General features: G+C 71.0%; 27 protein-coding genes. 6 read left to right on the plus strand and 21 right to left on the minus strand.

What is annotated here, in order from left to right; genetic code table 11:
• Positions 1-79: 79 nt before the first annotated feature.
• From EAE32_RS00335 to EAE32_RS00360, 6 genes are all read right to left on the minus strand, one after another.
• Positions 80-784: an urease accessory protein UreF gene (locus tag EAE32_RS00335; protein ID WP_121844829.1), complete on the minus strand. Its 705-nt coding sequence runs from the start codon at positions 782-784 to the stop codon at positions 80-82.
• A gap of 4 nt (positions 785-788) precedes the next feature.
• A complete protein-coding gene (ureE, locus tag EAE32_RS00340) occupies positions 789-1,280 on the minus strand; it encodes an urease accessory protein UreE (protein WP_121844830.1) in 492 nt (163 codons plus the stop codon).
• A 148-nt stretch (positions 1,281-1,428) separates the two neighbouring features.
• Entirely contained in the window at positions 1,429-3,144 is a 1,716-nt protein-coding gene (gene ureC, locus EAE32_RS00345) for an urease subunit alpha (protein WP_121863798.1), read from the minus strand.
• An 84-nt stretch (positions 3,145-3,228) separates the two neighbouring features.
• Positions 3,229-3,660: an urease subunit beta gene (locus tag EAE32_RS00350; protein ID WP_121844832.1), complete on the minus strand. Its 432-nt coding sequence runs from the start codon at positions 3,658-3,660 to the stop codon at positions 3,229-3,231.
• 18 nt (positions 3,661-3,678) lie between these two features.
• Positions 3,679-3,981: an urease subunit gamma gene (locus EAE32_RS00355; RefSeq protein WP_121844833.1), complete on the minus strand. Its 303-nt coding sequence runs from the start codon at positions 3,979-3,981 to the stop codon at positions 3,679-3,681.
• Positions 3,982-4,150: 169 nt separating this feature from the next.
• Entirely contained in the window at positions 4,151-5,536 is a 1,386-nt protein-coding gene (locus EAE32_RS00360; RefSeq protein ID WP_165860428.1) for a S41 family peptidase, read from the minus strand.
• 193 nt (positions 5,537-5,729) lie between these two features.
• Here EAE32_RS00360 and EAE32_RS00365 point away from each other — a divergent pair, with 193 nt between their 5' ends.
• Both EAE32_RS00365 and EAE32_RS11845 read left to right on the plus strand, forming a co-directional pair.
• Positions 5,730-6,233 carry a hypothetical protein gene (locus EAE32_RS00365; protein ID WP_207803835.1) on the plus strand — a complete coding sequence of 168 codons (504 nt, stop codon included), beginning with the start codon at positions 5,730-5,732 and terminating at the stop codon, positions 6,231-6,233.
• 39 nt (positions 6,234-6,272) lie between these two features.
• The gene (locus tag EAE32_RS11845) at positions 6,273-6,488 is read left to right on the plus strand and encodes a DUF3800 domain-containing protein (protein ID WP_207803836.1); all 216 of its coding nucleotides are present in this window, start codon (positions 6,273-6,275) and stop codon (positions 6,486-6,488) included.
• 190 nt (positions 6,489-6,678) lie between these two features.
• Here EAE32_RS11845 and EAE32_RS00370 read toward each other — a convergent pair whose 3' ends face one another.
• Entirely contained in the window at positions 6,679-8,205 is a 1,527-nt protein-coding gene (locus EAE32_RS00370; RefSeq protein WP_207803837.1) for an MFS transporter, read from the minus strand.
• 168 nt (positions 8,206-8,373) lie between these two features.
• Between EAE32_RS00370 and EAE32_RS00375 the strand changes: the two genes are divergently transcribed.
• Entirely contained in the window at positions 8,374-8,928 is a 555-nt protein-coding gene (locus EAE32_RS00375; protein ID WP_121863801.1) for a TetR/AcrR family transcriptional regulator, read from the plus strand.
• A 150-nt stretch (positions 8,929-9,078) separates the two neighbouring features.
• On the opposite strand, the gene EAE32_RS00380 is transcribed toward EAE32_RS00375, so the two are convergent.
• The 13 genes from EAE32_RS00380 to EAE32_RS00435 all read right to left on the minus strand — a co-directional run bounded on the left by EAE32_RS00380 (position 9,079) and on the right by EAE32_RS00435 (position 22,778).
• A complete protein-coding gene (locus EAE32_RS00380; RefSeq protein ID WP_121846694.1) occupies positions 9,079-11,310 on the minus strand; it encodes an FtsX-like permease family protein in 2,232 nt (743 codons plus the stop codon).
• The gene (locus EAE32_RS00385) at positions 11,310-12,140 is read right to left on the minus strand and encodes an ABC transporter ATP-binding protein (RefSeq protein ID WP_424321721.1); all 831 of its coding nucleotides are present in this window, start codon (positions 12,138-12,140) and stop codon (positions 11,310-11,312) included. The genes EAE32_RS00380 and EAE32_RS00385 overlap by 1 nt, the downstream gene beginning before the upstream one ends.
• Positions 12,141-12,285: 145 nt before the next feature.
• A complete protein-coding gene (locus tag EAE32_RS00390; protein WP_121863802.1) occupies positions 12,286-13,155 on the minus strand; it encodes a response regulator transcription factor in 870 nt (289 codons plus the stop codon).
• On the minus strand, positions 13,155-14,357 hold the full coding sequence (locus EAE32_RS00395) for a sensor histidine kinase (protein WP_121863803.1): 1,203 nt from the start codon (positions 14,355-14,357) through the stop codon (positions 13,155-13,157). The genes EAE32_RS00390 and EAE32_RS00395 overlap by 1 nt, the downstream gene beginning before the upstream one ends.
• A 179-nt stretch (positions 14,358-14,536) precedes the next feature.
• A complete protein-coding gene (locus EAE32_RS00400) occupies positions 14,537-15,151 on the minus strand; it encodes a DUF3817 domain-containing protein (RefSeq protein WP_121863804.1) in 615 nt (204 codons plus the stop codon).
• Positions 15,148-16,227: a hemolysin family protein gene (locus EAE32_RS00405; protein WP_121863805.1), complete on the minus strand. Its 1,080-nt coding sequence runs from the start codon at positions 16,225-16,227 to the stop codon at positions 15,148-15,150. Before EAE32_RS00405 ends, EAE32_RS00400 begins: the two co-directional genes overlap by 4 nt.
• On the minus strand, positions 16,224-17,768 hold the full coding sequence (locus tag EAE32_RS00410) for a hemolysin family protein (protein WP_121846832.1): 1,545 nt from the start codon (positions 17,766-17,768) through the stop codon (positions 16,224-16,226). The genes EAE32_RS00405 and EAE32_RS00410 overlap by 4 nt, the downstream gene beginning before the upstream one ends.
• Positions 17,762-17,932, minus strand: coding sequence for a hypothetical protein (locus EAE32_RS11730; RefSeq protein ID WP_165860429.1), 171 nt, complete (start codon positions 17,930-17,932; stop codon positions 17,762-17,764). Before EAE32_RS11730 ends, EAE32_RS00410 begins: the two co-directional genes overlap by 7 nt.
• Positions 17,933-17,975: 43 nt before the next feature.
• Entirely contained in the window at positions 17,976-19,388 is a 1,413-nt protein-coding gene (locus EAE32_RS00415) for a TIGR01777 family oxidoreductase (protein ID WP_121863806.1), read from the minus strand.
• 51 nt (positions 19,389-19,439) lie between these two features.
• On the minus strand, positions 19,440-20,567 hold the full coding sequence (locus EAE32_RS00420; RefSeq protein WP_121863807.1) for a Gfo/Idh/MocA family protein: 1,128 nt from the start codon (positions 20,565-20,567) through the stop codon (positions 19,440-19,442).
• A 224-nt stretch (positions 20,568-20,791) separates the two neighbouring features.
• On the minus strand, positions 20,792-21,004 hold the full coding sequence (locus EAE32_RS00425; protein WP_124035139.1) for a hypothetical protein: 213 nt from the start codon (positions 21,002-21,004) through the stop codon (positions 20,792-20,794).
• A 171-nt stretch (positions 21,005-21,175) separates the two neighbouring features.
• Positions 21,176-21,973, minus strand: coding sequence for a carbon-nitrogen hydrolase family protein (locus tag EAE32_RS00430; protein ID WP_121864727.1), 798 nt, complete (start codon positions 21,971-21,973; stop codon positions 21,176-21,178).
• 88 nt (positions 21,974-22,061) lie between these two features.
• Positions 22,062-22,778: a TIGR00266 family protein gene (locus EAE32_RS00435; RefSeq protein ID WP_121846054.1), complete on the minus strand. Its 717-nt coding sequence runs from the start codon at positions 22,776-22,778 to the stop codon at positions 22,062-22,064.
• A gap of 275 nt (positions 22,779-23,053) precedes the next feature.
• On the opposite strand from EAE32_RS00435, the gene EAE32_RS00440 reads away from it, so the two are divergent.
• Positions 23,054-23,233 carry a hypothetical protein gene (locus tag EAE32_RS00440; protein WP_121846053.1) on the plus strand — a complete coding sequence of 60 codons (180 nt, stop codon included), beginning with the start codon at positions 23,054-23,056 and terminating at the stop codon, positions 23,231-23,233.
• A 12-nt stretch (positions 23,234-23,245) separates the two neighbouring features.
• On the opposite strand, the gene EAE32_RS00445 is transcribed toward EAE32_RS00440, so the two are convergent.
• The gene (locus EAE32_RS00445) at positions 23,246-23,638 is read right to left on the minus strand and encodes a DoxX family protein (protein WP_121846052.1); all 393 of its coding nucleotides are present in this window, start codon (positions 23,636-23,638) and stop codon (positions 23,246-23,248) included.
• Positions 23,639-23,808: 170 nt separating this feature from the next.
• Here EAE32_RS00445 and EAE32_RS00450 point away from each other — a divergent pair, with 170 nt between their 5' ends.
• Together EAE32_RS00450 and EAE32_RS00455 are read left to right on the plus strand one after the other, a co-directional pair.
• On the plus strand, positions 23,809-24,624 hold the full coding sequence (locus EAE32_RS00450) for a sulfurtransferase (protein WP_121863809.1): 816 nt from the start codon (positions 23,809-23,811) through the stop codon (positions 24,622-24,624).
• Positions 24,625-24,718: 94 nt separating this feature from the next.
• Positions 24,719-25,414, plus strand: coding sequence for a hypothetical protein (locus EAE32_RS00455; RefSeq protein ID WP_121863810.1), 696 nt, complete (start codon positions 24,719-24,721; stop codon positions 25,412-25,414).
• Positions 25,415-25,553: the final 139 nt, after the last annotated feature.

Raw genomic sequence — 25,553 nt, forward strand, 5'->3', positions numbered from 1 at the left:
GCCGGTACCGTTCCCCGCAGCGGGGCCGCGCGGCGTCGTCGGGCCGGCGTGCCGCCCCCGCGGGCCGCGCGGCGGCCGCTCAGCTCATGAAGAGCCGTGCCCGCTGGCGTTCGTGGTTCATCTGCGCGATCTCCAGCCCCGGGGCCACGGCACCCAGGACCTCCTCCGCGATCCCCGCCACCACGAGCTCCCGGGAGGTGACGACGGCGCGCCCCACCCAGTCCTGCGCCGCCCGGATCACGGCCTGGCCGGTGTTCTGGCCCAGCGGGATGCCGCGCACCGCGTTCTGGGTCAGGGAGATCACGGTGGCGTAGACGTGCGAGGCCACCGCGGTGTCCTCGGGAACGTCCAGGCCCCGGGCGAGCACACCCCACACCGTGGCCTGGTGGCCGTGCATGCGCTCCTCGGCCACGCCCTGCTGGTAGCGCCGGACCCAGTCCCCCGGGTAGCTGCGCGCGCCGATGCTCAGCAACCGGCGGCCCATGGTCATGCCGCCCTCCCGGATCTGGCGGGGAAGGGCCTGCGCCGTGACGAGGTCGTCCAGGTCCTCGATCCGCTCGAAGTCCTGCGCCGCGTAGACCAGGCGGATGGCCAGCGCGTCCGTGAACGTGAGCTGCTGGTCCACGAACATCTCGAGCCACGCGGAGAACGATGCCTCGTCCTCCAGCTGCTCCGCGGCCATGTACGTCTCGAAGCCCAGGGAGTGGCTGAACGCCCCGGTGGGCAGCGCGGAGTCCGTGAGCTGCATCAGCCCCAGGACCCCGGACAGGGAGGGTTCCACCACCGGATCAGTGCGTGTGCTCGGCGTGGCGGAACGGCACGGGCATGACCCGTTCCTGGCGCGAGTACGGCACCTCGTGGTGGTCCAGGAAGTCCTGCACCGTGTGGTCGTACTGCACCACCATCACCTCGGCCTCGTACTCGCTCTCCGGCCCGAAGAACTGCGCCTGCAGGTGTCGGTTGCCCAGGCTGTGCGCCACGAACGCCATCTCCACGATGGACCGGGCCCCGATCACCAGCACGTCCGTGGGGAGCACCTGGACCACCACGGCGTTGCCGTCCTGCGGGCCGCCCGCCACGGACAGCACGTCCCCGTCCTTCAGGTCCGGCGCCTTCGCGGGCAGCCGCAGTCCCAGCTCGTGGCCGTGGTCCGTGGTGAGGCGCTGGATGCGCTTGACCAGTTCCGCACTGGGCAGCACCACCTTCTCCACGTGCCGCCCGGCCACGAGCTCCTGGCCGGAGGCGTCGTGGATGTTGCCCAGGATCTCGGTGACGATCATGGGTCTCCTTCCGTCGATTGCAGTGGTTCTGAAGGTGCCTGGTTGCCTGCCGGCCAGGTGGGAGGGTGCCGCGGCCCGCCGAGGGGCCGTGCGGCGTCGTCGTCCTCCGGGGGTGCCGGTACGACGACGCCGCCGCGCCGCCGGGGCCTCAGAACAGGAAGTAGCGCTGGGCGAGCGGCAGCTCCGTGCGGGGCTCGCACGTGACGGGCGTGCCGTCCACGCGCACCTCGTACGTCTCCGGGTCCACGCGCAGCTGCGGCGTCTCGCCGTTGAACTTCATGTCCGCCTTGGTGAGGGAGCGGATGTCCCGGCACTCACGCACCACCTTCTCCAGACCGAGCGAGCGCGGCACGCCCGCCTGGATGGAGGCCTGGGACATGAACGTGATGGACGAGCGCGCGGCCGCCTTGCCGTACGCGCCGAACGCCTTGCGGTACCAGCGGGGCTGCGGGGTGGGGATGGACGCGTTCGGATCGCCCATCACCCCGTGGACCATCTGGCCGCCCTTGATGATCAGGTCCGGCTTGACCCCGAAGAACTTGGGCTCCCACAGCACGAGGTCCGCGAACTTGCCCTCCTCCACGGAGCCCACCGCGTGGGAGACGCCGTGGGCGATGGCCGGGTTGATCGTGTACTTGGAGATGTAGCGCTTGATGCGGTGGTTGTCCCCCACCGAGCCCTCGTCCTCGGGCAGCTGCCCGCGCTGGCGCTTCATGGAGTCCGCCACCTGCCACGTGCGCAGCACCACCTCACCCACGCGGCCCATGGCCTGCGAGTCCGAGGACGTCATGGAGAAGATGCCCATGTCCTGCAGCACGTCCTCCGCGGCAATGGTCTCCTTGCGGATGCGCGAGTCCGCGAACGCCACGTCCTCCGGGATGTCCGGGTTGAGGTGGTGGCACACCATGAGCATGTCCAGGTGCTCCTCGATGGTGTTGCGCGTGTACGGCAGCGTGGGGTTGGTGGACGCCGGGAGGATGTTCGGGTCCTGCGCCAGCTCGATGATGTCCGGGGCGTGACCGCCGCCCGCGCCCTCCGTGTGGAACGTGTGGATCACCCGTCCGGCGATGGCCGCGCGGGTGTCCTCCACGAACCCGGCCTCGTTGAGGGTGTCCGTGTGGATCGCCACCTGGACGTCGTACTCGTCCGCGACCTGCAGGGACGTGTTGATGGACGACGGCGTGGCTCCCCAGTCCTCGTGCACCTTCAGTCCGATCGCACCCGCCCTGATCTGCTCCGCCATGGGTGAGATGGACGAGCCGTGGCCCTTGCCGAGCAGCCCGAAGTTCATGGGGAACTCCTCGAAGGAGCGCAGCATGTTGTGGATGTTCCACTCGCCGGGGGTGATGGTGGTGGCCTTGGAGGACTCGCTCGGGCCCGTGCCACCGCCGATCATGGTGGTGATCCCGGAGACCAGCGCCGTCTCGATCTGGTCCGGGCTGATGAAGTGGATGTGCGAGTCGATCCCACCCGCGGTGAGGATCTTGCCCTCGCCGGCGACCACGTCCGTGGCCACACCGATCACGATGTCCACGCCGTCCATGATGTGGGGGTTGCCGGCCTTGCCGATCTTCTGGATGTGGCCGTCCCGCACCGCCACGTCCGCCTTGTAGATCCCCGTCCAGTCGATCACCACCACGTTCGTGATCACCAGGTCCGGGATCCCCACGTCCCGCACGAGCTGGCCGTTCTGGCCCATGCCGTCGCGGACCACCTTGCCGCCGCCGAACACGGCCTCCTCACCGGGGGTCGTGAGGTCCTTCTCGACGCGCGCGAACAGCTCGGTGTCCGCCAGACGGATCGCATCCCCCGTGGTGGGCCCGTACAGGCTCGCGTACTGGTCCCTGCTCATCTCAAAGCTCATGGTTGACCTTCTTGTTCTGCGTGTTCATCGTGCTGTTCGACGTCGTGCCGTCCGGTGGGCCGGACGGGTGTGGGCCGGACGGGGTCAGCGGGTCTCGTTGGAGAAGCCGCCCCGCTGGCGCAGCGGCTTCGGGGCGTCCCCCGCCGCGGAGCGGTGGCGCGCGGGGGTGACGGCTGCGGCGTCGTCGTCCAGGGAGGCGGGCTCGTGGGCGTCCAGGGGCCCGTCCATGAGATCCCGGAAACCGTGGACGATGCGGTCCCCGTCCAGGGGGATCAGACGCACCGTGGTGGAGTCGCCCGGTTCCAGGCGGACCGCGGTGCCCGCGGGGATGTCCAGGCGGTGTCCCACGGCCCGGTCGCGGTCGAACTGCAGGGCCCGGTTGGCCTCCGCGAAGTGGAAGTGGGAGCCCACCTGCACGGGGCGGTCCCCGCGGTTGAGAACCTCCATGGTGATGGCCTCACGGCCCTCGTTGCAGACGACGGGCGCGTCCGCCAGCACGTACTCTCCGGGTGTCATGGGTGCTCCTCGCGGGGGTCAGCGAATGGGGTCGTGGACGGTCACGAGCTTGGTGCCGTCCGGGAACGTGGCTTCCACCTGGACGTCCGGGATCATCTCCGGGACGCCCTCCATGACGTCCTCGCGGGTGAGGATGGTGCTTCCCCAGCTCATCAGCTCAGCCACCGTCCGACCGTCACGCGCGCCCTCCAGGAGCTCGTAGGTGATGATCGCGATGGCCTCGGGATAGTTCAGCTTCAGCCCCCGCGCCTGGCGCCTGCGCGCGAGGTCGGCGGCGACCACCACCAGAAGCTTCTCCTGATCCTTGGGCTGCAGATGCATGCCTGGTCCCCTCCGGTTGATCCGCTCGTTCCATTGCTCGTCAGAGGCGGGCTACCCCCTCGGTACGCGAGCTTGGTTAGCCTACCTCCACAACCGGGGTGAGCTGCTGTGACCTCGAGAGCATTCAGGTCCATCGGGATCCGTCGTCCTTCGCGGAGTCGCGCGTTTCTCAGTCCGTACCGGAACAGCGGTCGGGGGCAATTCCGTGGAACTCCACAGGATTGCCCAGTCGGTCGTAGGTGATGGCCGTGCTGATCCGGAGACTGCAACCGGGCCCCAGGGGGACGGTGCGCGGGCGGCCGCTGCCCCCGCCGGTGCGCTCCCCCACGACCGTGACGTGGTCGAGGCCCTTCACACCCACCAGGAAGTCCTCCGCAGCGCTGTAGGTGGAGGCATCGACCCTGACGGTGAGGGTGCCGGGCCACGCGCCGTGGACGGGGGGCTCGGCCCAGCGTGGCTGCGGCTCCGACAGCCCTCCGCGGCCATCCGTGAATGCGGCGCTGCCCACCATGGTCCTGGTCCTGAGGAAGCGGTCCCGCACTCGACCGGCGAGCATGATGTCACCGCCCACGTTTCCACGCAGGTCGAGCACCATGTGCTGGCGCTGTGTGGCCGCAGCGCACACTTCGTCGAGGACGCATTCAATGCCCGCGGACGGGTCAAAGGCCCTCAGGACGACCACGGCGTCCCCAGCCCGGTTCTTCCGCACCGTCATGAGCTGCTCGAGCGCGTGCGGCACCGCCCGCTCCACCCAGGTCACCGACCGGCACGTGCGTGGATCCGTTGCGCCGAAGCTGCGCTCGGGCCCGTTGAAAGCCATGGCGCGGCGAGCCGCCATCCTCCGGTGCTGCTGCGGAGACGCACCCACTGTTCTCAACCAGTGAGCAGGATCGTCGATCTGCACCACCCATCCGACGCGGACACCGGCAGCGAAGGCCGCCGATGTCTGGGGCACCTCGATCATCGTGGCCCCGTTCGCGTGCAGCTCTGCGGTGTAGAGGGGGTGGGAGACTCCGGCGTCGTGATCAAGGACGGCAGTGTGCGCATCGCCGAGCCGGGCCACCCAGCGCGAAGCCCAGGGGATGAACTCCTCCCAGGTGCGGGGCCGGTCCTCCATCACATCGGCGCACAGGGCGCCCCAGTCCAGTCCGCGCAGGGTGAAGTACGGGTAGCTGGTCTCACACTCCGTGCGGATGCGCTCGATTGCCTCGTCGATCGTGCCCGCAGGAGTTGCAGAAACCTGCGGGCCCGGTGAGTGCGCGAGGGTTTGCAGCAGACTGAACGTAGCCATGAGCCCGTTGCTGTCAGCCGCCCGACTGACAAGGCGGCCACTCCCGGCGTCCCAGGCCAGCGAGGGCACTTCTCCGGGTTCAACCCGTTCTGCCACCCACCGGAAACATCCTCCGGGCGGCTCCGAGAACACCACGGGCACGCCGAGAACGGCCTCGAGCTCGTGACGTTCCTGGACAAGCAGCGCCAAAGTTGCACCGTCCACCAAACTGGCGGGGAAGTCGATGTGAAAGGGCCGGTTGGCTGCGATGCCTTGCAGGGACATGAGGACATGATGCCCGCGTGCACAGGCCCACACCCGATGCCACAGCGTCCAACGACCGGCCGTCGCCACGTCCTCACGCAGAATCGGGGAACCAGCATGCCTGGACGACGCCCGAGCTCGCCCCGCTGCACGGGCTCCGATCCCCTGTGGGAAACCAATGGGCGGCTGACGCCTGTGGCTAGGCTCGGACAGCATGCACCTCGTCTACGTCGATGACTCCGGGGACTCCAGGCACGGCACCACCCTGACCGCACTCATCGTGCCCGACGACCGGTGGAACGAGGTGATAGCCGCATGGCTGGGAGGCCGCCGGGCCATCCACCACGAGTTCGGCATTCCCACCACCCGGGAGCTGCATGCCAACGAGTTGTACAAGGGGCGCGGGAAGTACTGCGAGACCGAAGGTCAGGAGAGGCTGTTCTCCACACCTCGTCGAGCCGCGACAGGCCGAATCATGCTCTCAGCACTGGCTGCGGCGGAGGGTGCTCTCGTGGTCACGATCGCCACCCCGTGCAGGTCGTCCACGGAGTCATACAACACCTTGCTCCGGTGGCTCGACGGCTGGGCGGAGGAGAACGACACCACGGTCATGGTCTTCTACGACGGCCAGCAGGGGTACGGCGAACCTTGCGCGCCACTGTCTCCAGCGCAGGCCCGTGCAGAGTGGGACACCGCACTGCGTGCTTCTACCCCGTAACGTAAGGCGCACCGCGCGCTCGATCTGCACACTCGACGCGTGATCGAGGACGTGATCATGCAGGACAGCAGGTACAACCAGCTGATCCAGGCTACGGATCTCATCGCCTACGGCGCCTACCAGCTGCACGCGCAGACCCATCCAGAGATCTGGGGTGCCACACACCGCCCGGTCACGGACGCCATTCGTGCTTACAGGAAGATGGCACCCCGGTGGTTGCCGACGTCCGAGCACGGCATCATCTGGTGCCCCTGACGCAAAAACCCCCGACCAGAGGTCAGGGGTTTGCGAGGTGCGAGACCCCCGGAGCGGCTAGAGATGCCACATAGGGCCTCGCAATGTCAGGGTACACCCGCGAGTGCTCTGTGAGAACGGGATGGTCGAACCGGACAGCATGGCAGGGGCCGGGCATCCCGGGCGACGCCGCGGCGTCGCCCGGAGCGTCTCACCCCTCGCCGCGGCGCACCCTGCGGTCCGCCCGCAGCACGCGGGCGAGGACCAGGGCCACGACGGCGACCAGCACTCCGCCGATCAGCGACGTCCACTGCATGCCGGCGGAGAAGGCGGCCGTGGCGGCGTCGGCGATCGCGGGGCCCAGGGAGGAGTTGGCGGCCACGTCGAAGGCGCCGCCCAGGGTCTCCCGGGCGGCCTGGGCGCCGTCCGCAGGAACGCCCGCGGGCAGCTCCAGGTGGCCCTGGTAGAACGCGGTGGTCAGCCCGCCCAGCACGGCGGTGCCGAGCACGGCGCCCACCTCGTACCCGGTCTCGGATACCGCCGACGCCGCGCCCGCCTTCGCCTCGGGCACCGAGGAGACCACGAGGTCCGTGGACAGCGTGGTGGCCAGCCCGGTGCCCGCGCTCATCAGGGTGAAGCCCACGATCACGGGCACCGCGGACGCCTGCTGGTCCGTGAACGCGACCACCAGGAAGCCACCGGCCACCAGCAGCAGGCCCAGCACCACGGCGGTGCGCAGGCCCGTGGCACGCGCGATCCGCTCCGCACCGAGCCCCGCCAGGATGGACAGCACCAGCCCGGGGACCATCAGCAGACCGGAGCTCATGGGGTCCCGGCCATTGAGCAGCTGCAGGTACTGCGTGAAGAAGAACAGGAAGCCGAACAGCGCCACGTTGGACACCGTGTTCACGGCCAGCCCGCCGGAGAAGCGGGCGCTGCGGAAGAAGCGCAGGTCCAGCATGGGGTAGTCCTTGGCCACCTGGCGGCGCGCGAAGAGCATCCCGCACACCATGCCCAGGGCGATGAACACGATGCTCTCCAGGGGCGACCCGCTCGTGGCCAACGTCTTGATCCCGTAGACCACCGGTGCCATGGTCAGCACCGCCAGCACGATGGACAGCGGGTCCACGGGCCCGGGGTTCGGGTCCTTGGACTCGGGCAGCACCAGGGGCGCGGCCACCAGGAACGCGAGCAGCACGGGGACGGCCAGCAGGAACACGGACCCCCACCAGAAGTGGTTGAGCAGGAACCCGCCCGCAATGGGCCCCAGTGCGGCACCGGCGCTGAACCCGGCGGTCCAGATGGCGATGGCCAGGCTGCGCTGGGCGTCGTGGCGGAACACGGTGCGCAGCAGCGAGAGCGTGGTGGGCAGCAGCATGGACCCGAACACGGCGATCCCCACGCGGGCCGCGAGCAGCCACTCGGCCGTGGGCGCGAACGCCGCGAACAGGGAGATCAGCCCGAACCCGGAGGAGCCGATCACCAGCATCTTCCGGCGCCCGATCCGGTCCCCCAAGCTGCCCATGGGGATCAGCAGCGCCGCAAGCATGAGGGGATACACGTCCACGATCCAGAGCAGCTGCGCCGCGGTGGGTTGCAGCCCCTGCGAGATGGCGGGCAGGGCAAAGCTCAGGGCGGTGTTGTTCACGGTGACCAGCAGCACGGGCAGCATGAGCACGCCGAGGGCGACCCACTCGCGGGTGCCTGCCCTGGGCTGGTGGTCGAGCGCCACGGACACGGGGACCTCCTGGGTTGAGAGCAGCGGATGAGCGGTGGCACGAGCCGTACACCGTCGTACCGAGCCCCACCTCGTGGAGCGCCTCGTGAGTCTTTACCGTCCAGACGGTACAGTTAACGGCGTCCGGTCCGCAATGATTCCCGTCACCATGTGAGGTTCCCGCGTCCCATGCCCCGCAAACCAGCAGCCCGCGAGAAGCTCCTCTGCGCCTTCGAGCACCTGGTCCTCACGGAGGGCGAGCGCGCGGCGACCCTGGACGCCGTCGCCACGCAGGCGGGGGTCTCCAAGGGGGGTCTGCTCTACCACTTCCCCCACCGGCAGGCCCTCGTGGACGCCGCTCTGGCCCGCTGCGAGGAGCTGGCGGAGGAGGACCTGGCGCGGCTGACGGCGTCGTCCCGGGGTGCGGCGCGCGAGTTCCTGACGACCTCCCTCTACGAGGACAGCCCCCTGGACCGCAGCCTGGGCGTCGCCTTCCGGCTCGTGCATGCCCGCGAGCCGGGCGCCCGGCAGACCTGCGAGCGCGTTTCGAGCGCGTGGTACCGCGTGGTGCTCGCGGACGTGGGGGACCCGGTGGTGGCCGCCGCGGTCCAGGCCATGGGCGACGGCCTCTACCAACAGGCGGTCATGGGCCTGCTCCCGGAGGACGACACCGAGAAGCACGCCGTCCTCGAGCACCTCCTGGCGGCGCTGGATCGCCTCATGGAGGGGGACGCCCCGCGGTAGCCGCCCGCCCCTCCGGCGACGATGCCGTACAGCCTCCTCCGCGCCGCAGGGCCACAGCGTGCGTCGTGCGGTTCACAGCGCGCGAGGACAGGGAAAGGGGGGCGCGGCCGCCCGTACACGGCCACGCCCCCGGTTCTGGAGCGGACGGAGTCAGTCCGCCCGCGCCATGCCCTGCACCGGGCTGAGCTTCGTGGCCCGCCGCACCGGCAGGGCCGAGGCGAGGACGGCCACCACCACGGCACCGGCCAGGATCAGGAGGAACCCTGCCCAGGGCACCACGGGCTGCACCGCGAAGCTGTCCGGGAGCACTGCCATCACCCCCAGCACGCCGAACAGCCACCCCACCACGAGACCCACCACGGTGGCCACGAGGGAAATTACGAGTGCCTCACGGCGGATCAGTGCACCCAGCTGCCGCTTGGACAGCCCCAGAGCCCGCAGCAACGAGTTCTCCTGGGAACGCTCCAGCACGGATAGGGAGGTGGTGGAGGCGATGCCCAGCACGGAGACCACCACGGCCACCGCGAGCAGACCGAGGACCACAGTGAGCAGGATGTCCAAGATGGAGACGTAGCCGGCCTTTTCCATCAAGGCACCACCCAGCTGGCTCGAATCCACGTGCAGGATGTCCGCCACGGACTTCTGCAGGTCTCCCGCCTTCTGGACATCGAGGTACTGGACGGCGTCGACGGCGGCACTGGAGCCGGCCGGCAGGCTGCCGTCGGTCTGCACGCCCGCCACGTCCGGCAGGTTCTGGAGGTCCGTCACCTGTTGGTGGCTGAGCTGGCCCGCATTTGCCGGGACGGAGATGTCCACGGGGCGGTCGTGGTCGAGCTGGTCCAGCAGCGTGGTTCGGGCCACGTGCTGGCCCGTGAGCACCGTGGAGACCAGTAGCACGCCGATCAGCAGCGCGGTGGCCGTGGTGCTCGTGCGGGTGGGGTAGCGCGCGGCGTTCGCGGCGGCCAACCGGGAGGGGATGCCGCCGGGCAGCAGCTTTCCCGCACCCCTCACGAGACCCGGAATGTAGGCCCGTGAGGTCAGCACCACGCCCAGGAAGGAGGCGAGGCCTCCCGCGATGCCGAAACCGGCGCTGTGCTGGGTGGCTCCGAGCACCAGGGCAGTGGCACCGGCCACGAGCACGAGGGCACCGAGGACCACGCGCACCACGGGCATCCCGTCCGCGGCCCGGGAGCCGCGCAGCCCGTCCAGCGCGGAGGCGCCACGGGCACGACGAGCCGGGCCCAGGGACGCGATCACGGTCAGCAGCACACCGGTGACGAAGCCGACCAGCATGTCCCGCGGCGCGAGGGTCAACGTGAGGGCCCCGGCGAGACCTGAGACGTTGAGCAGCGCCACGAGACCGGCCACGGCGGCCACGCCCAGGGCGGACGCGAGCACGCCGATGAACAGCCCCTCCAGCAGCACCGCGCGGCGCAGCTGGGAACCGGTGGCCCCCACACAGCGCAGCAGAGCGAGCTCACGGGCCCGCTGGGCGGTGAGCACGGACAGCGTGTTGGTGACGACCAGCAGCGCGACCAGCACGGAGATCCCGGCGAACAGGCCCAGGAAAATGGCCATGACGTCGGTCCCCTGGGACATCTGCTGCAGGGAGTCGTCCGCCATCTGCTCTGGGGTCTTCACGTCCAGTGCCGGCTGGCCGGCTTGCCCCGTCCCCAGGATGCGGTTGACCTCGGCGGCCAAAGAACCGAGCTGTTCCTGGTCCAGGGTTCCGTGGGTGCGCAGCAGAATGGCCTGCTGGTCGCTCGCGACTCCCGGGGTCTGCCCCGGAATGCGCTCCAGACCGGCGCTCGTGGCGTACCAGTCGGGCAGGCTCGAGGAGGACGCGTTCTGCGTGACGCCGCTCAGGGTGTACTGCGCGGTGCCGCCGTTGTCGTCCCCCGCCTGCCCGAGCACCACGGTGTCACCCACGCCTGCGTGCAGCTCGTCCGCCATCTTCTCGGTGGTCACGATCTGCTGGGGCGTCTCGGGCAGCTTCCCCTCCGACACGGAGGTGGGCAGCAACGAGGTCTCCGAGGGGAGATCGCTCACGAGCGTCATGGCGGGGCCGGAGGCCGAGCTGCTTCCCTCCACGCGCGCCAGCGTAGACTGCGGGGCCCAGGCACTGTCCACCTGCGTGAGCTGCTCGATCTTCGAGATCTGCTGGGCGTCCGCGGTGGCGGGGGCCTTCTCCGCGTCGGGGCTTGTCACCACGGCGTCGGCGTTCTTGTAGGGCGCAGCCAGGTTGGAGGCCAGGCTGGTGCTCAGGGTGCTGGCCAGACCGAGCGCCGCAGTCATGAACGCGGCGCACACGGCCACGCACACCACCACCAGCGCGTAGCGGCTCCGCTGCCGGGTCAGGCGGGAGGTGACGACCTTCAGCATCAGCGCACACCTCCCCGGGTGTCGTCGGCCACGATCTGGCCGTCGCGCACACGCACCACACGGTCCGCGGCCTCGGCCACGGTGGTGTCGTGGGTGACCACCACGACGGTCTGGCCCAGTTCGTCCACGCAGCGGCGCAGCAGGGCCAGCACCTCGTCCGACGTCGCCGAGTCCAGCGCGCCCGTGGGCTCGTCCGCGATCACGACGTCCGGCTGGGAAAGCAGAGCGCGCGCGATTGCCACCCGCTGCTGCTGCCCGCCGGACATCTCGTCCGGGCGGTGGTCCAGGCGCTCGGTGATCTGCAGCGTGGTGGCCAGGACGTCCAGGCGGGCGGTGTCCACCTTCCTGCCCGCGAGCGAGAGCGGCAGCTCGATGTTCTGGCGCGCGGTGAGGGTGGGGACCAGGTTGAACGCCTGGAACACGAAGCCCACGTGGTCGCGGCGGAAGCGGGTCAGCTGGTCGTCGGAAAGCCCGGCGATGTCCTGGCCGCCCACGGCAATGCGGGTCTCGGGGTTGCGGTCCGGGGTGTCCAGCCCGGCCAGGCAGTGCACCAGGGTGGACTTGCCGGAGCCCGAGGGGCCCACGACCGCCACGAACGTCCCCTCCGGGATCTCCAGGCTCACGTCGCGCAGCGCGGCCACGGCCGTGCCCCCGGAGCCGTACGTGCGGGAGACGTGGGCCGCGTCCACGGCCAGGCGCCGAGGGGTGCTGGACTGCGCGGGAGCCGTGGCGGTGGCGTCGGTCGAAGACCCGTGCGGGGAGGTCTCCCGGCGGGAGGCCCCCCAGGGGGCGGGGTCGTGCGAGGTGCGGGTGGGGTCCGGAGAAGTCATGCCTCCATTCTCCGAGGCCCCGGGGCGGCACACATCGGACGGGGGTACGATCTGTGGCCCACCGCGTGCCCGCCCCACCGTGGCGCGGGTCTCACCGGAGCCGTCCGCTCATACCGGGGTATGAGACCGGGCCCGGAACCGGGGCTCAGCCGGGCAGCACCACACCGGTCTCGTACGCGATCACCACGGCCTGCACCCGGTCCCGCGCCTGGAGCTTGGACAGGATGTGGGACACGTGCGTCTTGACCGTGGGCTCGGACAGGAACAGCCGCTGCATGATCTCCCCGTTGGAGCACCCCTCGCCGATCAGCTCGAACACCTCGCGCTCACGGGCCGTGAGCGTGCCGAGCCGGGGGTCCTGCCACGGGTCTTGCGCCGGGGCGCCCCCGTCGACGCAGCCCGCGCGGGTCTGCGGGGCACCGGGGCCGGGTGCGTGCGCCGCGCCGAGCCCGCGGGACTCCTCCGGCGGCGTCGTGCCCCCGGGCCCCGTGCGGGAGGTCTCCGCCGCCACGTCCGCGGACAGTCGGTCCGGGGAGTGCCGCCCCGGGGACTCGAAGCCCCCGGACACCAGGTGGGAGAGCAGCCGCCGCGTGGTGGATGGCGCGATCACCGCGTCCCCGCGGGCCACGGTGCGGATCGCGTCCAGCAGCTCCTCGGGGCGGGCGTCCTTGAGCAGGAACCCGCTGGCGCCGGCCTGGATGCCCTCCAGGGCGTACTCGTCCAGGTCGAACGTGGTGAGCACGATGATCCTGACCTCCGGGCGCAGCCGCAGGATCTCCCGGGTTGCGGCGATCCCGTCCATCCGGGGCATGCGCACGTCCATGAGGATCACGTCCGGGCACTGCTCCGGCGCCGCGGTGCGCACAGCCTCCACGGCGGCCGCGCCGTCGTCCAGGTCCCCCACCACGGTGAGGTCCGGTTGCGAGTCCACGAGCATGCGGAAGCCTCCACGCACGAGCGGCTGGTCGTCCACGATGAGCACGCGCACGGGTGCTGCGCCCAGGGTCTCTGCCATCATGTTTCCTCCCCCGGCAGGGTAGCGCGGACCACGAACACGTCCGCGCGCCCGGGGTGCGGGCCCGCGCTCAGGGTGCCTCCGTAGAGGCCCACGCGTTCACGCAGCCCCTGCAGCCCGAAGCCGCCGCCGGGCGCGCGGGTGACGGCCCCGGCGCCGTCGTTGGTGATCTCCACCGCGGACCCGGCGTCCCCGTGCTCCAGAACGATCCGCACCCTCGTGGCCTGCCACGCGTGCTTGAGGGCGTTGGTCAGGGCCTCCTGGACCACGCGGTACAGGGTCAGCTGCGCGCCCGGGGACAGGTGCGCCTCACCGCTGACCAGGTACTCCACGGGCAGCCCGGCCGTGCGCACGGAGGCCACCAGGTGTTCAATCTGCTCGAGCTGCGGCACGGGTGCCGTGCCCGTCCCGTCCTCGGTGCGCAGCACGCCCAGCAGCTTGCGCATCTCCGCGAGGGAACCGCGCGCGGTCTCCGCGATGGTCCCCAGGGTCTCCACGGCCACCTCGGGGGTCGACGACGCCGCGTAGCGCGCCCCGTCCGCCTGCGCGATCACCACGGACAGCGAGTGCGCCACCACGTCGTGCATTTCCCGCGCGATCCGCGCCCGCTCGTCCTGCGCGGCCAGGCGCACCTCCTGCTCGCGCTCCACCTCCAGGCGCCGCGCGCGGTCCTCGAGCTGCTCCCGGCGACGACGACGCCCCCGCGCCAGGTCCCCCGCGAGGAACGCGACCGTGACGATGGCCGCCGTGACCACCGTGAACATGGTTCCCACGAGCACCCACTCCAGCGTGGAGTGGTGGTCGAACATGAACAGGAACCAGTGGTTGCTGCGCACCCCCAGAACCACGCTGCCGAGCAGGGCCGCCGCATACACGCGCCGCCCGGCGGGGGTGGGTGCGAGCTTGACCGCGGTGTAGACCACGCACGGCACGGCCCACAGGCACAGCCCGATGGGTGCCACGTTGAGCACCAGCAGGCTCACCAGGCTCAGCGTGCCCACGCAGTAGGCCGTGGCCACGGGGTTCACGCGCCGGAAGAACAGTGGGATCCAGCACGCGAGCGTGCACCACCACGTGCGGGTGTCCCCCAGGGAGAGCGCGGAGAAGAACACCGTGACCAGCCCGCCCAGGACCACGAGCACGGCGTTGCTCTGGTGGGGGTGGTTCTCCACCCAGCGGGCGAGTCGGATGTGTGCAGCCATGACGTTTGGAAGCCTATCCGCCACCTCCGCCCCGGTGCGTCATCCCGCAGAAGGGGAAACGCCCCGCGCCCCCGTCCCGTACGGGGAGGAGCGCGGGGCGTCCACGGCGGGGTCGGCCGCGCGTCACCCGCCTGGGTGCACGGAGCAGCGCCGCAGGGACGCGGCAGTGCCTCGGCCGTTCAGTCGAACCACTGCGTGGGCGGGCCCGCGGTGAGCAGCACGGCGAACAGCGCCACCACGAGCACCAGCAGCGCCAGCCCCGAGAGCAGCGGCCAGCGCAGGATCACGGCCAGCAGCTTCTCGGCGGGCGTGCATGCGGGTTCGCGCCCGGTCACCCCTCCCGCCACGGAGGCCGGCGCCGCCGTGCCCCCGGTCCCCGTCGCCTCCTCGCCGGGCACCGCCGCGGCCCCGGCCCCGCGCTGCGGCGAGGTGGCTGCGGAAGCCGGCCGTGCGGCGTCGTCGTGCGTGGGGAGGGTGCCCGCGGGAGCCACGCGCCACGCGTCCGAGAGCAGGCCCCGGCGCTCCACGTGCCGCTCGAAGGGGACCGTGGCGAACGGGACCACCGAGAGCACGAGTCCCAGCACACCGGTGCCGGCGGGCCAGCGGCGGTCCGTCCAGACCACCACGGTGGCCACGCAGTAGCTCAGGAACACGAAGCCGTGGATCCCGCCGCCCACCCGCACCGGCAGGTCACCGGCGTGGAGGACGTACTTGGCCAGCATCCCCAGGATCAGCAGCGTCCAGGTGACGGCCTCTGCGGTGGCGGCGGTGCGGTACAGCTTCCGGGGGCTCATGCGGCACTCTCCTGATCGGGTTTGCTGGTGGCGTCGCGGACCTCGCCCACGAGCTCCTCCAGGACGTCCTCGAGGGCCACAATGAACACGGACTGGTCCGAGGTGCGGGAATCACGGGCCACCTCGCCCAGGAGGGCGAAGTGCGCACCCCTGGCCTGCATGGTGCGGGTGACCTTGCGCAGCTTGTCCCCCGGGGCCACACGCGCGAAGCGGCGCACGATGGCCGGGGGGACGGGGCGCTCGCGGGCGGTCTCCGGCAGGCCCAGCACGTCCTTGGCGTGGAGGTAGCCCATGAGCCGCTCGTCCTTGTCCCGCACGGGGAACCGCGAGTAGCCGGTCTCCGCGCACAGCAGCTCCACCCCGGAGACCGTGATGTCCGAGGGCACGGTGCGCATCCCGGTCAGCGGCAGGGCCACGTCCGCGGCGGTCTTGTTCTCGAAGTTCAGGGCGCCGGTGAGCAACCGGATCTCGTCCTTGTCCAGCAGGCCCTCGCGGCCGGACTCGGCCACGAACCCGCGGACGTCGTCCGAGGTGAACGCGGAGGCCACCTCGTCCTTGGGCTCCACCCGGAACAGCCAGCGCACCAGGTGGTTGGCGCTCTCGTTCATGATCCAGATGAACGGGCGGAACACCACCACGAACCCGTGCAGCACGGGGCCCAGCACCTGGGCCACCCGGCTGGGCACGGCGATCGCGATGTTCTTGGGCACCATCTCGCCCAGGATCATGTGCAGGAACGTGACGACCAGCAGGGCGATCACCAGGGCAATGGGGTGCATGAGCGCCTCGGGAACGCCCAGCCAGTGCATGGGCACCTCGATCAGGTGCGCGATCGCGGGCTCACCCACGGCGCCGATCAGCAGGGAGCACGCCGTGATCCCCAGCTGCGTGGCGGCCAGGGACGTGGAGACGTTCTCGATGCCCTTCAGGGCGTACTTCGCGGAGCTCGAGCCCTCAGCGGCCAGCGGCTCCAGCTGGTCCCGGCGGGCCGAGACCACGGCGAACTCGCTCGCCACGAAGAACGCGTTGCCGGCCAGCAGCAGGACCAGCACGATGATGGCGGTGCTCGTGGTCATCGCTGCTCCTCACTCGGGTCTTCCTCGGACACGTCCTCGTCGCGGTGGAAGCCCGGAGCTCCCGTGCGGTCCCCCTGGGACACGCGGAACTCCTCCGCGGTCTCGGGCTCCCGGCCGTCCCCGCCCAGCGGGTCGGGGCGTCCCGGCGGCTGCCAGGAGGTCGACGTCGTGGACCCGCCCCGCTCGTCCGGGTTGCCACCCACGCGGTGCACCAGGATGCGGTCCACCCGGTGCTGGTCCATGCGCATCACGTCCAGGCGGATCTCCGCCTTGGTGGGGAGGTCGTCCTCGTCCCGGTGGTAGTGGTCCACGGCCTCCACGGTGAGGGTGTCCCCCACCTGCGGCAGCCGGTCCAGCTCCTCGGCCATGAGACCGCCGAGGGTGTCGGACTCCTCGCCCTCGGGCATGTCCACGCGCAGCACGTCACCCAGTTCGTCCGGGCGCAGCAGGCCCGAGACCACGAGACCGCCGTCCCGGGTGCGGCGGAAGCGCTGCACGCGGGTGTCCTGCTCGTCGTCGATCTCGCCCACGATCTCCTCGATCAGGTCCTCCAGGGTGACGATGCCGGCGGTGCCGCCGTACTCGTCCACCACCACGGCCAGCTGCAGGCCTTTCACGCGCAGCTGGCGCATGAGGGGGTCCAGGGTCATGGACTCGGAGACCACGTCGGCCGGCACGCACACGTCGCTCACGCGCACCACGGCACGCTCGTCGAAGGGCACCGCCAGGGCGTGGGTGTAGTGCACCACGCCCACGATGTCGTCCACGGACTCCCCGGTCACGGGGAAACGGGAGTGCCCGGTCTCGGAGGCCGTGAGCAGCATGTGCTCCACGGTGTCGTCCGCGTCCAGGAAGGTGACCCGGGGGCGAGGCCGCATGACGTCCGCGGCCGTTCGGTCCCCGAACTCGATGGAGCGGGCCACGAGCTCCGCGGTGCTCGCGTCCAGTGTTCCCTCCCGCCCGGAGCGGCTCACCACGGACGCCAGTTCCTCGGCGGTGCGGGCGTTGGCCACGTCCTCGGTGGGGGTGAAGCCCAGCACCCGCAGCACGGCATTGGCGGAGCTGTTGAGCATGGCCACGAGCCACCCGAAGACCACCATGAAGATCTTCTGGGGCAGCACGACCACGTGGGTCACCCGCATCGGGTCCGCAATGGCCCAGTTCTTGGGCACCAGTTCGCCGAAGACCATCTGGGTGAAGGTTGCCACGACGAAGGCGACGGTCGTGGCGATGCCCACCGCGGCGGCGTCGGGAACGCCCGTCCAGCCGAGGCCCTCCGTGAAGAGGGTGCCCAGGCTGGGCCCGGTGAGGAAACCGGTCATCAGGCTCGTGACGGTGATGCCCAGCTGGGCACCGGAGAGGTTCGTGGAGGTCTTGCGCAGACTCTCCTCGATGGTCGCGGCGCGCTTGTCACCGGCTTGTTCGGCCCGCTGGACGGCCTGCCGGTCCACCGTGAGGAACGCGAACTCCACGGCCACGAACAGGGCGTTGGCGAGGACCAGGAAGAGGAACGCGAGGAGCAGGAGCCAGGCTGTCAGCACCAGCTCACCTCGTGGGAGGGCGCGGACGCGCGCGGGGGGAACAGGGACGCGGTGGAGCGGGGATCAGGGGTGCAGCGGTGCTGCGCCGGACTGTCCGCCTCCTTGTCATCGGCCGAGGCGAGCGCACCGAGGTACGCCGGGGGCCGGTTGTGTTGAAATGTCACGGACCAAGACTACCGAATCCGCTCCCCCGGCCCCCGGTGCGTGTCAGCTCGTGCGGCCCAGGATGTGCTGGGCGCAGCCGCGCAGGTCCTCGTTGCGGAAGCGGTAGCCGGTGGCCAGCAGTCGGCTCACGTCCACCCGCTGGCTCGCGGCCACGAGCTCCTCGGTGGCCTGGACGCCCAGCAGGGCCTTGGGGCCGGCCAGGGGCGTGGGCACCACGGCGTGGCGGTGCAGCACACCGGCCACTATCCTGGCGAAGTCCCTCTGCCGCACGGGCTGGGGCGCGGCCACGTTGAAGGGGCCCTCGGCATCCTCGGTGAGCGTCAGGTGGGCCACCACCCCGGCCATGTCGTCCAGCCCGATCCAGCTCTGCCACTGCTGCCCGCCGCCCAGGGGACCGGAGAGTCCCGCCTCCAGCAGCGGCAGCTGGGGCTTGAGCAGACCGCCCGTGGGCGAAAGCACGAGTCCGGTGCGCACGTTGACCACCCGCATGCCGTACGCGGTGGCGCCGTGCGCCGCGCGCTCCCACTCGCGGCACACCTCGGCCAGGAAGCCGGCCCCGGAGGGCGAGTCCTCGGTGAGGACCTCGTCCCCGCGGCCCGTGCCGTAGTAGCCCACGGCGGAGGAGACCACCAGGGCCTTCGGGCGCTTCTCGGCGGGCACCTGACCCAGCGCGCGCACCAGCAGCTCGGTGCTGTCCACGCGCGAGGCCATGATCTTCTTCTTGCTCTCCGGGTTGAACCGCGTGGCGATGCTCGCACCGCCCAGGTGGATGACGGCGTCCACGCCCTCCAGGTCCCGCGGGTTCAGCAGACCCTTGTCCGGGTCCCAGCCGATCACCCCGTCCCCGGTGGTGGCGCCGCGCTTCATGCGCAGCACCGTGTGCCCACCGGTCTCCAGCAGCGCGCACACCTGCGTGCCCACCAGGCCGGACGATCCGGCCACCGCGATGGTGAGCCGGGGACCGTCGTGCTGGTCGTGGAACGCGAGATCCGCCTTCAGCTGCCGCTCGCGGTACGCGAAGATCCGGTTCAGCTGCGGGGTCATCATGCGCTCACCCAGGTCGTTGAGCCGGCCCGCCCACTGCGGCAGCGGGCGCACGGTCACGCGGTCCTGGATGAGCGTCCCGCCGGACTCGGTCTCCTCGAAGACGTGCCGGTGCTCCCACTCCCCCAGCGGTCCCTTGGCCATGCGGTCCGTGAAGTAGTGGGGCGGGTCCCACTCGCCGTGCTCGGCCGTCCAGGGCAGGTGCACCATGCCGAACGTGCCCGGCACGGACACCCCCAGCTCGGCCTCCGAACCGGGTTCGATCCCGTCCGAGGGCGCCTGGCGCACCTGGTCCGGGCCACCGCCGAACGGCGGGGTGAGGCGGGGCAGGGCGCCGGGGCGCTCGTGCCATGCGAACACCTGCTCACGCGGCTGAGCCAGACGGGTCTCGTGCACGTACTCGTGGGTCATGACGCTGCGGTGTCCGTTCGCTCGTGGTGCCGGGGTGGGAGTGGTGCGGGGTCAGCCGTTCTGGGGGACCTGGTCCACCAGCTCGTCGTCGCCGGGCTCGTCCGCGGGGGTCACGCGCCGCACCTGCCGCGAGTCGAGGACGCGCTCACGACGCCGCGGCTCCAGCGTCACCGGCGCTCCCGTCTCCAGGGACTTCAGTACGGCCGCGTTCACGCGGACGTCCAGCAGGCCTTCCTCGCCACTGGGCTCGGGAGCTTCGCCGTTGCGCAGGCAGTCCACGAAGTACTGGGTCTGCCCGCCGAACTGCTCCACGGGATCGTGCGCGAAGCTCTCGGAGGAACCGTTCTTCGTGAGCGTGTACACGATGCCGGTGTCCGGGCCGAAGCCGAAGCACGGCTCCGCGGAGATCTCACCCTCGGTGCCCGCCACGGTGAAGCGCTCCACGGACTCGGAGGCGTAGGAGATGGTGAACTGGGCAACCCGGTCCCCCGGGAACGTGAGGGTCACGGCCACGGTGTCGTCGAAGTTGAACTCACGGCCCGGGGTGCGCACGCCCTTGGCGTAGACCTCCACGGGCTCGTCGTGGAAGAGGTTGCGCACCATGTTCTGCGGGTACGTGCCGAGGTCCGGGATGGGCCCGCCCCAGTAGCCCGAGTGGCCGCGGTGGTTCTCCTCGGTGATGTCCTGGGAGAACGCCGCGGTGAAGTAGCGGGGGTCCCCGATGACCTTCTGGTCCCGGACCTTCTCGACCATCTCCACGGTGCCCGGCTCCTGGTGTAGCCGGTAGGCCACCATGAGGGTGGCACCGCTCTGCTCGGCGGCGTCGATGATGGCCTGGCAGTCCTCCTCCGAGGTCTCCATGGGCTTCTCGAGCAGCACGTGCAGGCCCGCCTTCAGTGCGGGCTCGGCGAACTCGCGGTGGCGGAACACCGGGGTGGCCACGTACACGGCGTCGATGTCCCCGGACTCCAGCAGCGCGGGGTACTCCTCGTAGGAGTGCACGGCCACGCCGTACTCCTGGCCCAGCTCCTCCGCCTTCTCCGCACTGGAGGTCACCAGCGCGGCGAGCTCGGCGTCCTCGATCCGGTCCAGTCCGGGGATGAACGCCTGCTGCGAGATCTGTCCCACGCCCACCACCGCGAAGCGGACCGGGCGATCGTCGGGAATGGTGGCAACCATGGTGAACCTCCGAGGGGTCGAGGGTGCGGGTCACGCCCACCCGTCAGTGGGCTGATGACGTGTTCTTCCTCCACTGTAGGCACGCCCTCCGGAGCGTGTCAGGGCCCGTTCACCCACCGCGCACAGCTGCCGGTCCACGGACCCCACCCCGGCTGCCCGACCGTCCTGCTGACCGCCCGGCCCCGACGACGCCGCCGCGTCCGGCCCGGACGCCCCGTGCCCGGTCAGCGGACGGGGCCCACTCCGTGGTGCGTCGCCCGGTGCCCGTCGTTCCGCCCCGCCTCCCTGCGGGCGGCCACCCTGCGCCAGAGCGCGCGGATGCAGCACACGACGATGGCGAGGAACACCGCGGCCACGAGGAGCCAGGGACCGTAGGACAGGATGGCCTCGGTCACGGTCGGCTGGAGCGGGCTCTCGGAGGAGAGGATCTCGATCATCCGCACGGTGTGTTCACCCCGTTGGTCGGTGGCGGGCCCTGCGCGGTGCCGCGCCGGGTCCCCTCACCGTAGGAGCATTTCCGGCCTGTGCCCATGGCCCATCGGCCACTCTTCGAGCGCTCCCCCGGCACAGCGACGGGCCGGCCCGGGGTGATCTGCCGCGCGCCGGGTTCAGAGCTCCCGGGCGTTCACCAGCACCGGGATGGCCTTGCGGGTGCGCTCCACGAGGTCCAGGTCCAGGTCCACCACCGCGTAGTCCGGCGCCTCTCCCAGGGAGGTCACCACGGTGCCGTCCGGGGCGACGACGACGCTGTGCCCCACCCCTCGCGGCGCCCTGTCCGGGTTCTCCACGCCCACGGCCGCGGGGTTCGCCTGGCCCACCGCCACCACGTAGCAGGTGGTGTCCAGCGCGCGGGCACGGGCCAGCAGCTCCCACTGCTCCACCTTGCCCGGGCCGTCGCCCCAGGACGCGCCCACCACGGTGACCCGGGCGCCGTCGTGGGCGAGCCGGGTGAACAGGCGCGGGAAGCGGATGTCGTAGCACGTGGCCACGCCCACGGTGGTGCCGGCCACCGAGAAGGTGACGGGCTCGTCGCCGGGGTCCACGGTGTCGGACTCGGTGAAGCCGAACGCGTCGAAGAGGTGGATCTTGGAGTAGCCGCGCACGGTGCCGTCCGGCAGGGCGATCAGCATGGTGTTCCGCACGCGGTCACCGTCCCCCGGGGTGAACATGCCCGCCACGATTCCCACCGAGTGCTCCCGGGCGAGGTCCGTGACGGCGCTGGCCCACGAACCGTCGAGCGGCTCGGCCACACCCTTGAGGCTGCGCCCGAACGCGAACATGGTGGCCTCCGGCAGCACGAGGAGATCCGCACCGTCCCCGCCCGCGCGGCGCGCGAGGTCCGCGACGGCTCGCAGGTTCTCTCCGGGGTCGTAGGTGCTGAGCAGCTGTCCGAGTGCAATGCGCATGGTGGTCACCCTAGATGTTCGGGGTCACGTCACCTGCAGCATGGCGTGCTCGCGCGGACTCGAAGGGCGCGCCCTTCGAAGGTGGCGCTCAGTCGAACAGCCCGCCGAGGCCGCCCTGAGCGTTGGATGACGGCATGAGCTTCGCCGCCCAGTCGGCGAAGGACTGCGGGTTGCGTGACTGGAGGTACACCCGGCCCGGTCCGGTGAACTCGAACACGAGACCCTCACCGGACTTCATCGACTGGAACGAGCGGCCCGACACAGCACGACGCGTGGTGAACTGCATTGCGAGGTCGTAGGCCACCACGTGGCCGGTGTCGATGACGACGCGTTCCCCGGGCTGCAGGTCCATAACGTCAATGGCTCCGTAGACGCTGAGCACGACGAGGCCCTGCCCGCTGGCTTGGAGCCCGAAGCCGCCTTCGCCACCGAAGAGGTTCTTCATGCCACCGAACTTCGAGGTGACCTCCACACCCTCGGAGTTGGCCATCCAGTTGCCACGGGCCACGAAATACGGGCGCTCAGGTTCGATGTCCAGCGCGACCATGTCTCCGGGCAGCACGCCAGCAATGTCGACCCATCCCCCACCGGCCGGAGCGGTGAAGGTCGTCGAGAAGAACGACTCGCCCGACAGGACGGAGCGCTTGAGGCCCTTCATGATGCCGCCCCCGGCGGCCTTGCTGGACATCTGGATGCCGTCCGAGTGAGCCATCATGGCGCCACTTTCCACGTTGGCGGTCTCCTCGGGTTCGAGGAGCAGACGGGAGACGGTGAAGGACGGAGCATGGCGGCATTCAAGTTGCATGCCCCGCAGTATGCCGCACTGACCCGGGTGGTCGCACAACTCCGGCGCTGGCGCTCGGGGAACCGGCCCACCCTGGGCAGTGCTCCTGCACCTGGATGCAGACACCAGATGCCCTCTGGGGTTGACGCCCAGCTCGCTGGAGCTCGTGAGGCGATGCGGACCGCACCGCCTTGCCCCCTTGCGCTCCGCGACGGTGCCGTTCGTAGACCATCCGTGGTTACCATCGGCACCACGCGTCGGGCACTCGGCGCCGTCGCCACCGGGACGAGGACCGCATGACCCGCAACAGGACTGCTCTCTGCGCCGTTTCGGCAGCATGGATTGCCGTGCTGCTCGCGGTGGTTCTGAGCCTCGCACTGGGCGGGCCACTGGTGCCCTTCGCGGTGTTCGTGGTGATCGCCGCCCCGGCCGTCACGGGGTTCTGGGCCGTGCGCCTCCACCGGGACCGGCAGTAGGGGGGGTCCTGCTCAGGCGTTGCGCGCGATCTTCACCGCACTGACGATCAGCGGGATCTGCAATGGCAGCCGCCCGTACGCAATCGCCTGCTTGGCGGGCGATGCGTGGCGCGAGTCCCACGCCATCTTCATGTTCCCCGGCCACACGCCCACGAACAGCGCTGCGGACACGGCCCCTCCGGCCCTGCGGGTGCGCGGCACGAGCAGCAGCGCCGCCGTAGCCAGCTCCGCGTAGCCGGAGCCGATGGACCACTGCCGCGCCGTTCCCGGCAGCTGCTCGGGGATCAGCGCGTCGAAGGGCTCCGGCTTCACCAGGTGCAGCACCCCCATTCCGGTGAGCGCCAGCCCGGAGAGCACGGCGGTGCGGTTGGCCTTGCGGTGGACGGTCGTCAGTTTCTTTCGCATGACCTCACCGTACCCATCACGGACATTCCCCACCGGTCGACGACGACGCCGCCCGCCCGGTCCCCGCACACCCACCTCCCGGACCTGCCTGTGACCCCGCCGTTCCCACCGCCCCGGGCGCGCCCTACGCTGGGAGGCGAGCAGCGACGTCGTCGAACGAGGAGGCGGGCATGGACCCCTTTGTCACCGCGCAGTGGCTGGCCGAGCACCGGGACGAGGTGGTGCTGGCGGACGCGCGCATGTACCTGGACGGGCGCAGCGCCGACGCCGAGTACCTCCGGGGGCACCTGCCCGGCGCGGTGTTCGTGGACACGGAGACGGCGCTGGCGGCACCCGCGGCACCGGAGGCGGGCCGTCACCCGCTGCCCTCGCCCGAGGACTTCGCGGCGGCCATGTCCGCAGCGGGCATCGGGGACTCCACCACGGTGGTGGCCTACGACGACGCCGGCGGCGTGATGGCCGCGCGTCTCGTGTGGATGCTGCGCGCCACGGGCCACCGCGCGGCCCTGCTGGACGGCGGCCTGGATGCTTTCCCCACGGAGGATCTGGAGCGGCACCGCGCCGTGCTGCCCGCCGCCGAGTTCACGCCCGTCCCGTGGCCGCGCGAGGCGCTCGCGGACATCGACGAGGCCACCCACGGCCCCCTGGTGGTGGACGCCCGGGACCGCACCCGCTACGCCGGCCAGGCCCCGGACCCCGTGGACCCCCGCTCGGGCCACATTCCTGGTGCCGTGAACGTGCCGTGCCGTGAGCACCTGCGGGAGGACAGGACGCTGCAGCCGGTCCAGGAGCTGCGGGCGCGCTTCCTGGCCGCCGGGGTCACGGACGCCACCTGGATGATCTCCTACTGCGGCTCCGGGGTCACGGCGTGCCACAACCTGCTCGTGGCCGAGCAGGCGGGCCTGGGCACGGGGCGGCTGTTCCCCGGCAGCTGGTCCCAGTACTCCCACACGGACCGCCCGGTGGAGACCTCCTCCAGCAGCTGAACCAGTGCTCAGGGTGCTTACGCAGGACCTGCGGCAGTGCCAAGATGGAGCACACGACAGTGGCTCAGGCCACCCCGACACCAGGAGGCACGACATGACCCAGCAGCCCGAGAGCACGGACCCCATCGCGTCGGCAGGCCAGATCGACGACCCCGACCAGCCCACCACGGTCAAGGGTCAGGACGACTCCCGCGCCGGGCGCGACACCCAGCCGGACGAGAGCTCGGCGGACGGGGACCCCGACCAACCGGGCGCCGCCCAACATACCGCTCGCCCCTCCGGGCACGACGACGCCGCCCGCGCGGCATCCACGGCCCCCGGCGCCACCGCGCCGACCGCCTCCGCGGACGCCACCCGGGAGGACCACACCCGTCACGGCGGGAAGCCTCCCAAGGCCATCCAGGAGACCGGCGTTCCCGTGGCGGACCGGGAGGCCGCCCGGGAGCGCGACGTGCGGGACGTGGACTCCGAGGCCCTGGCGGGAACGCGCAAGTTCCAGCCGCGCCCCGGGGACGAGAACCCGAACGTCTCCGACAACCCGGCGAACTTCCCGGACCACCGGGGCCCCGACGGTGTCAGCGCCCAGGACGACCGTGGGAGGTCCGAGGCCGAACGTGGCGGGAAAAACACCGCGCAGTACGAGACGCCGGAGAGCATGCCCGCCACGGAACCGGTGCGCCACTCCCGCCTGGTGGAGGAGCGTGTGCAGGAGCAGGAGCGCGACTACGACCTCGGGACCACCGAGGAGGGCGAGCGCTACCTCACCCCCAGGGACCTCCCGGAGGCGTGAGGACCTGACCCGCCCGGGGCGTTGCGCCCCTTTTCCGGAACCAGGGTGCCCGGTCGGAGACGCCTCCGACCGGGCTCCTGCACGTCCGGGAGGGGTCACCGCCAACCCGTCCCCCGAAGTGCGGAGGGCCTGATGCATG

It is taken from the genome of Kocuria tytonicola (genome assembly GCF_003687175.1).
GTDB lineage: Bacteria > Actinomycetota > Actinomycetes > Actinomycetales > Micrococcaceae > Kocuria > Kocuria tytonicola.

Bases quoted from the DNA above. Each gene is read 5' to 3' on its own strand.
- EAE32_RS00390 (WP_121863802.1), bottom strand. From the start codon at position 13,155: ATGGCAGAGACCCTGGGCGCAGCACCCGTGCGCGTGCTCATCGTGGAC.
- ureC (WP_121863798.1), bottom strand. From the start codon at position 3,144: ATGAGCTTTGAGATGAGCAGGGACCAGTACGCGAGCCTGTACGGGCCC.
- EAE32_RS00440 (WP_121846053.1), top strand. From the start codon at position 23,054: ATGACCCGCAACAGGACTGCTCTCTGCGCCGTTTCGGCAGCATGGATT.
- ureE (WP_121844830.1), bottom strand. From the start codon at position 1,280: ATGATCGTCACCGAGATCCTGGGCAACATCCACGACGCCTCCGGCCAG.
- EAE32_RS00380 (WP_121846694.1), bottom strand. From the start codon at position 11,310: ATGCTGAAGGTCGTCACCTCCCGCCTGACCCGGCAGCGGAGCCGCTAC.
- EAE32_RS00455 (WP_121863810.1), top strand. From the start codon at position 24,719: ATGACCCAGCAGCCCGAGAGCACGGACCCCATCGCGTCGGCAGGCCAG.
- EAE32_RS00385 (WP_424321721.1), bottom strand. From the start codon at position 12,140: ATGACTTCTCCGGACCCCACCCGCACCTCGCACGACCCCGCCCCCTGG.
- EAE32_RS00375 (WP_121863801.1), top strand. From the start codon at position 8,374: ATGCCCCGCAAACCAGCAGCCCGCGAGAAGCTCCTCTGCGCCTTCGAG.
- EAE32_RS00350 (WP_121844832.1), bottom strand. From the start codon at position 3,660: ATGACACCCGGAGAGTACGTGCTGGCGGACGCGCCCGTCGTCTGCAAC.
- EAE32_RS00420 (WP_121863807.1), bottom strand. From the start codon at position 20,567: ATGGTTGCCACCATTCCCGACGATCGCCCGGTCCGCTTCGCGGTGGTG.
- EAE32_RS00355 (WP_121844833.1), bottom strand. From the start codon at position 3,981: ATGCATCTGCAGCCCAAGGATCAGGAGAAGCTTCTGGTGGTGGTCGCC.
- EAE32_RS00405 (WP_121863805.1), bottom strand. From the start codon at position 16,227: ATGACCACGAGCACCGCCATCATCGTGCTGGTCCTGCTGCTGGCCGGC.
- EAE32_RS00435 (WP_121846054.1), bottom strand. From the start codon at position 22,778: ATGCAACTTGAATGCCGCCATGCTCCGTCCTTCACCGTCTCCCGTCTG.
- EAE32_RS00450 (WP_121863809.1), top strand. From the start codon at position 23,809: ATGGACCCCTTTGTCACCGCGCAGTGGCTGGCCGAGCACCGGGACGAG.
- EAE32_RS00395 (WP_121863803.1), bottom strand. From the start codon at position 14,357: ATGGCTGCACACATCCGACTCGCCCGCTGGGTGGAGAACCACCCCCAC.
- EAE32_RS00415 (WP_121863806.1), bottom strand. From the start codon at position 19,388: ATGACCCACGAGTACGTGCACGAGACCCGTCTGGCTCAGCCGCGTGAG.
- EAE32_RS00430 (WP_121864727.1), bottom strand. From the start codon at position 21,973: ATGCGCATTGCACTCGGACAGCTGCTCAGCACCTACGACCCCGGAGAG.
- EAE32_RS00360 (WP_165860428.1), bottom strand. From the start codon at position 5,536: ATGTCCCTGCAAGGCATCGCAGCCAACCGGCCCTTTCACATCGACTTC.
- EAE32_RS00425 (WP_124035139.1), bottom strand. From the start codon at position 21,004: ATGATCGAGATCCTCTCCTCCGAGAGCCCGCTCCAGCCGACCGTGACC.
- EAE32_RS00365 (WP_207803835.1), top strand. From the start codon at position 5,730: ATGCACCTCGTCTACGTCGATGACTCCGGGGACTCCAGGCACGGCACC.
- EAE32_RS00400 (WP_121863804.1), bottom strand. From the start codon at position 15,151: ATGAGCCCCCGGAAGCTGTACCGCACCGCCGCCACCGCAGAGGCCGTC.
- EAE32_RS00445 (WP_121846052.1), bottom strand. From the start codon at position 23,638: ATGCGAAAGAAACTGACGACCGTCCACCGCAAGGCCAACCGCACCGCC.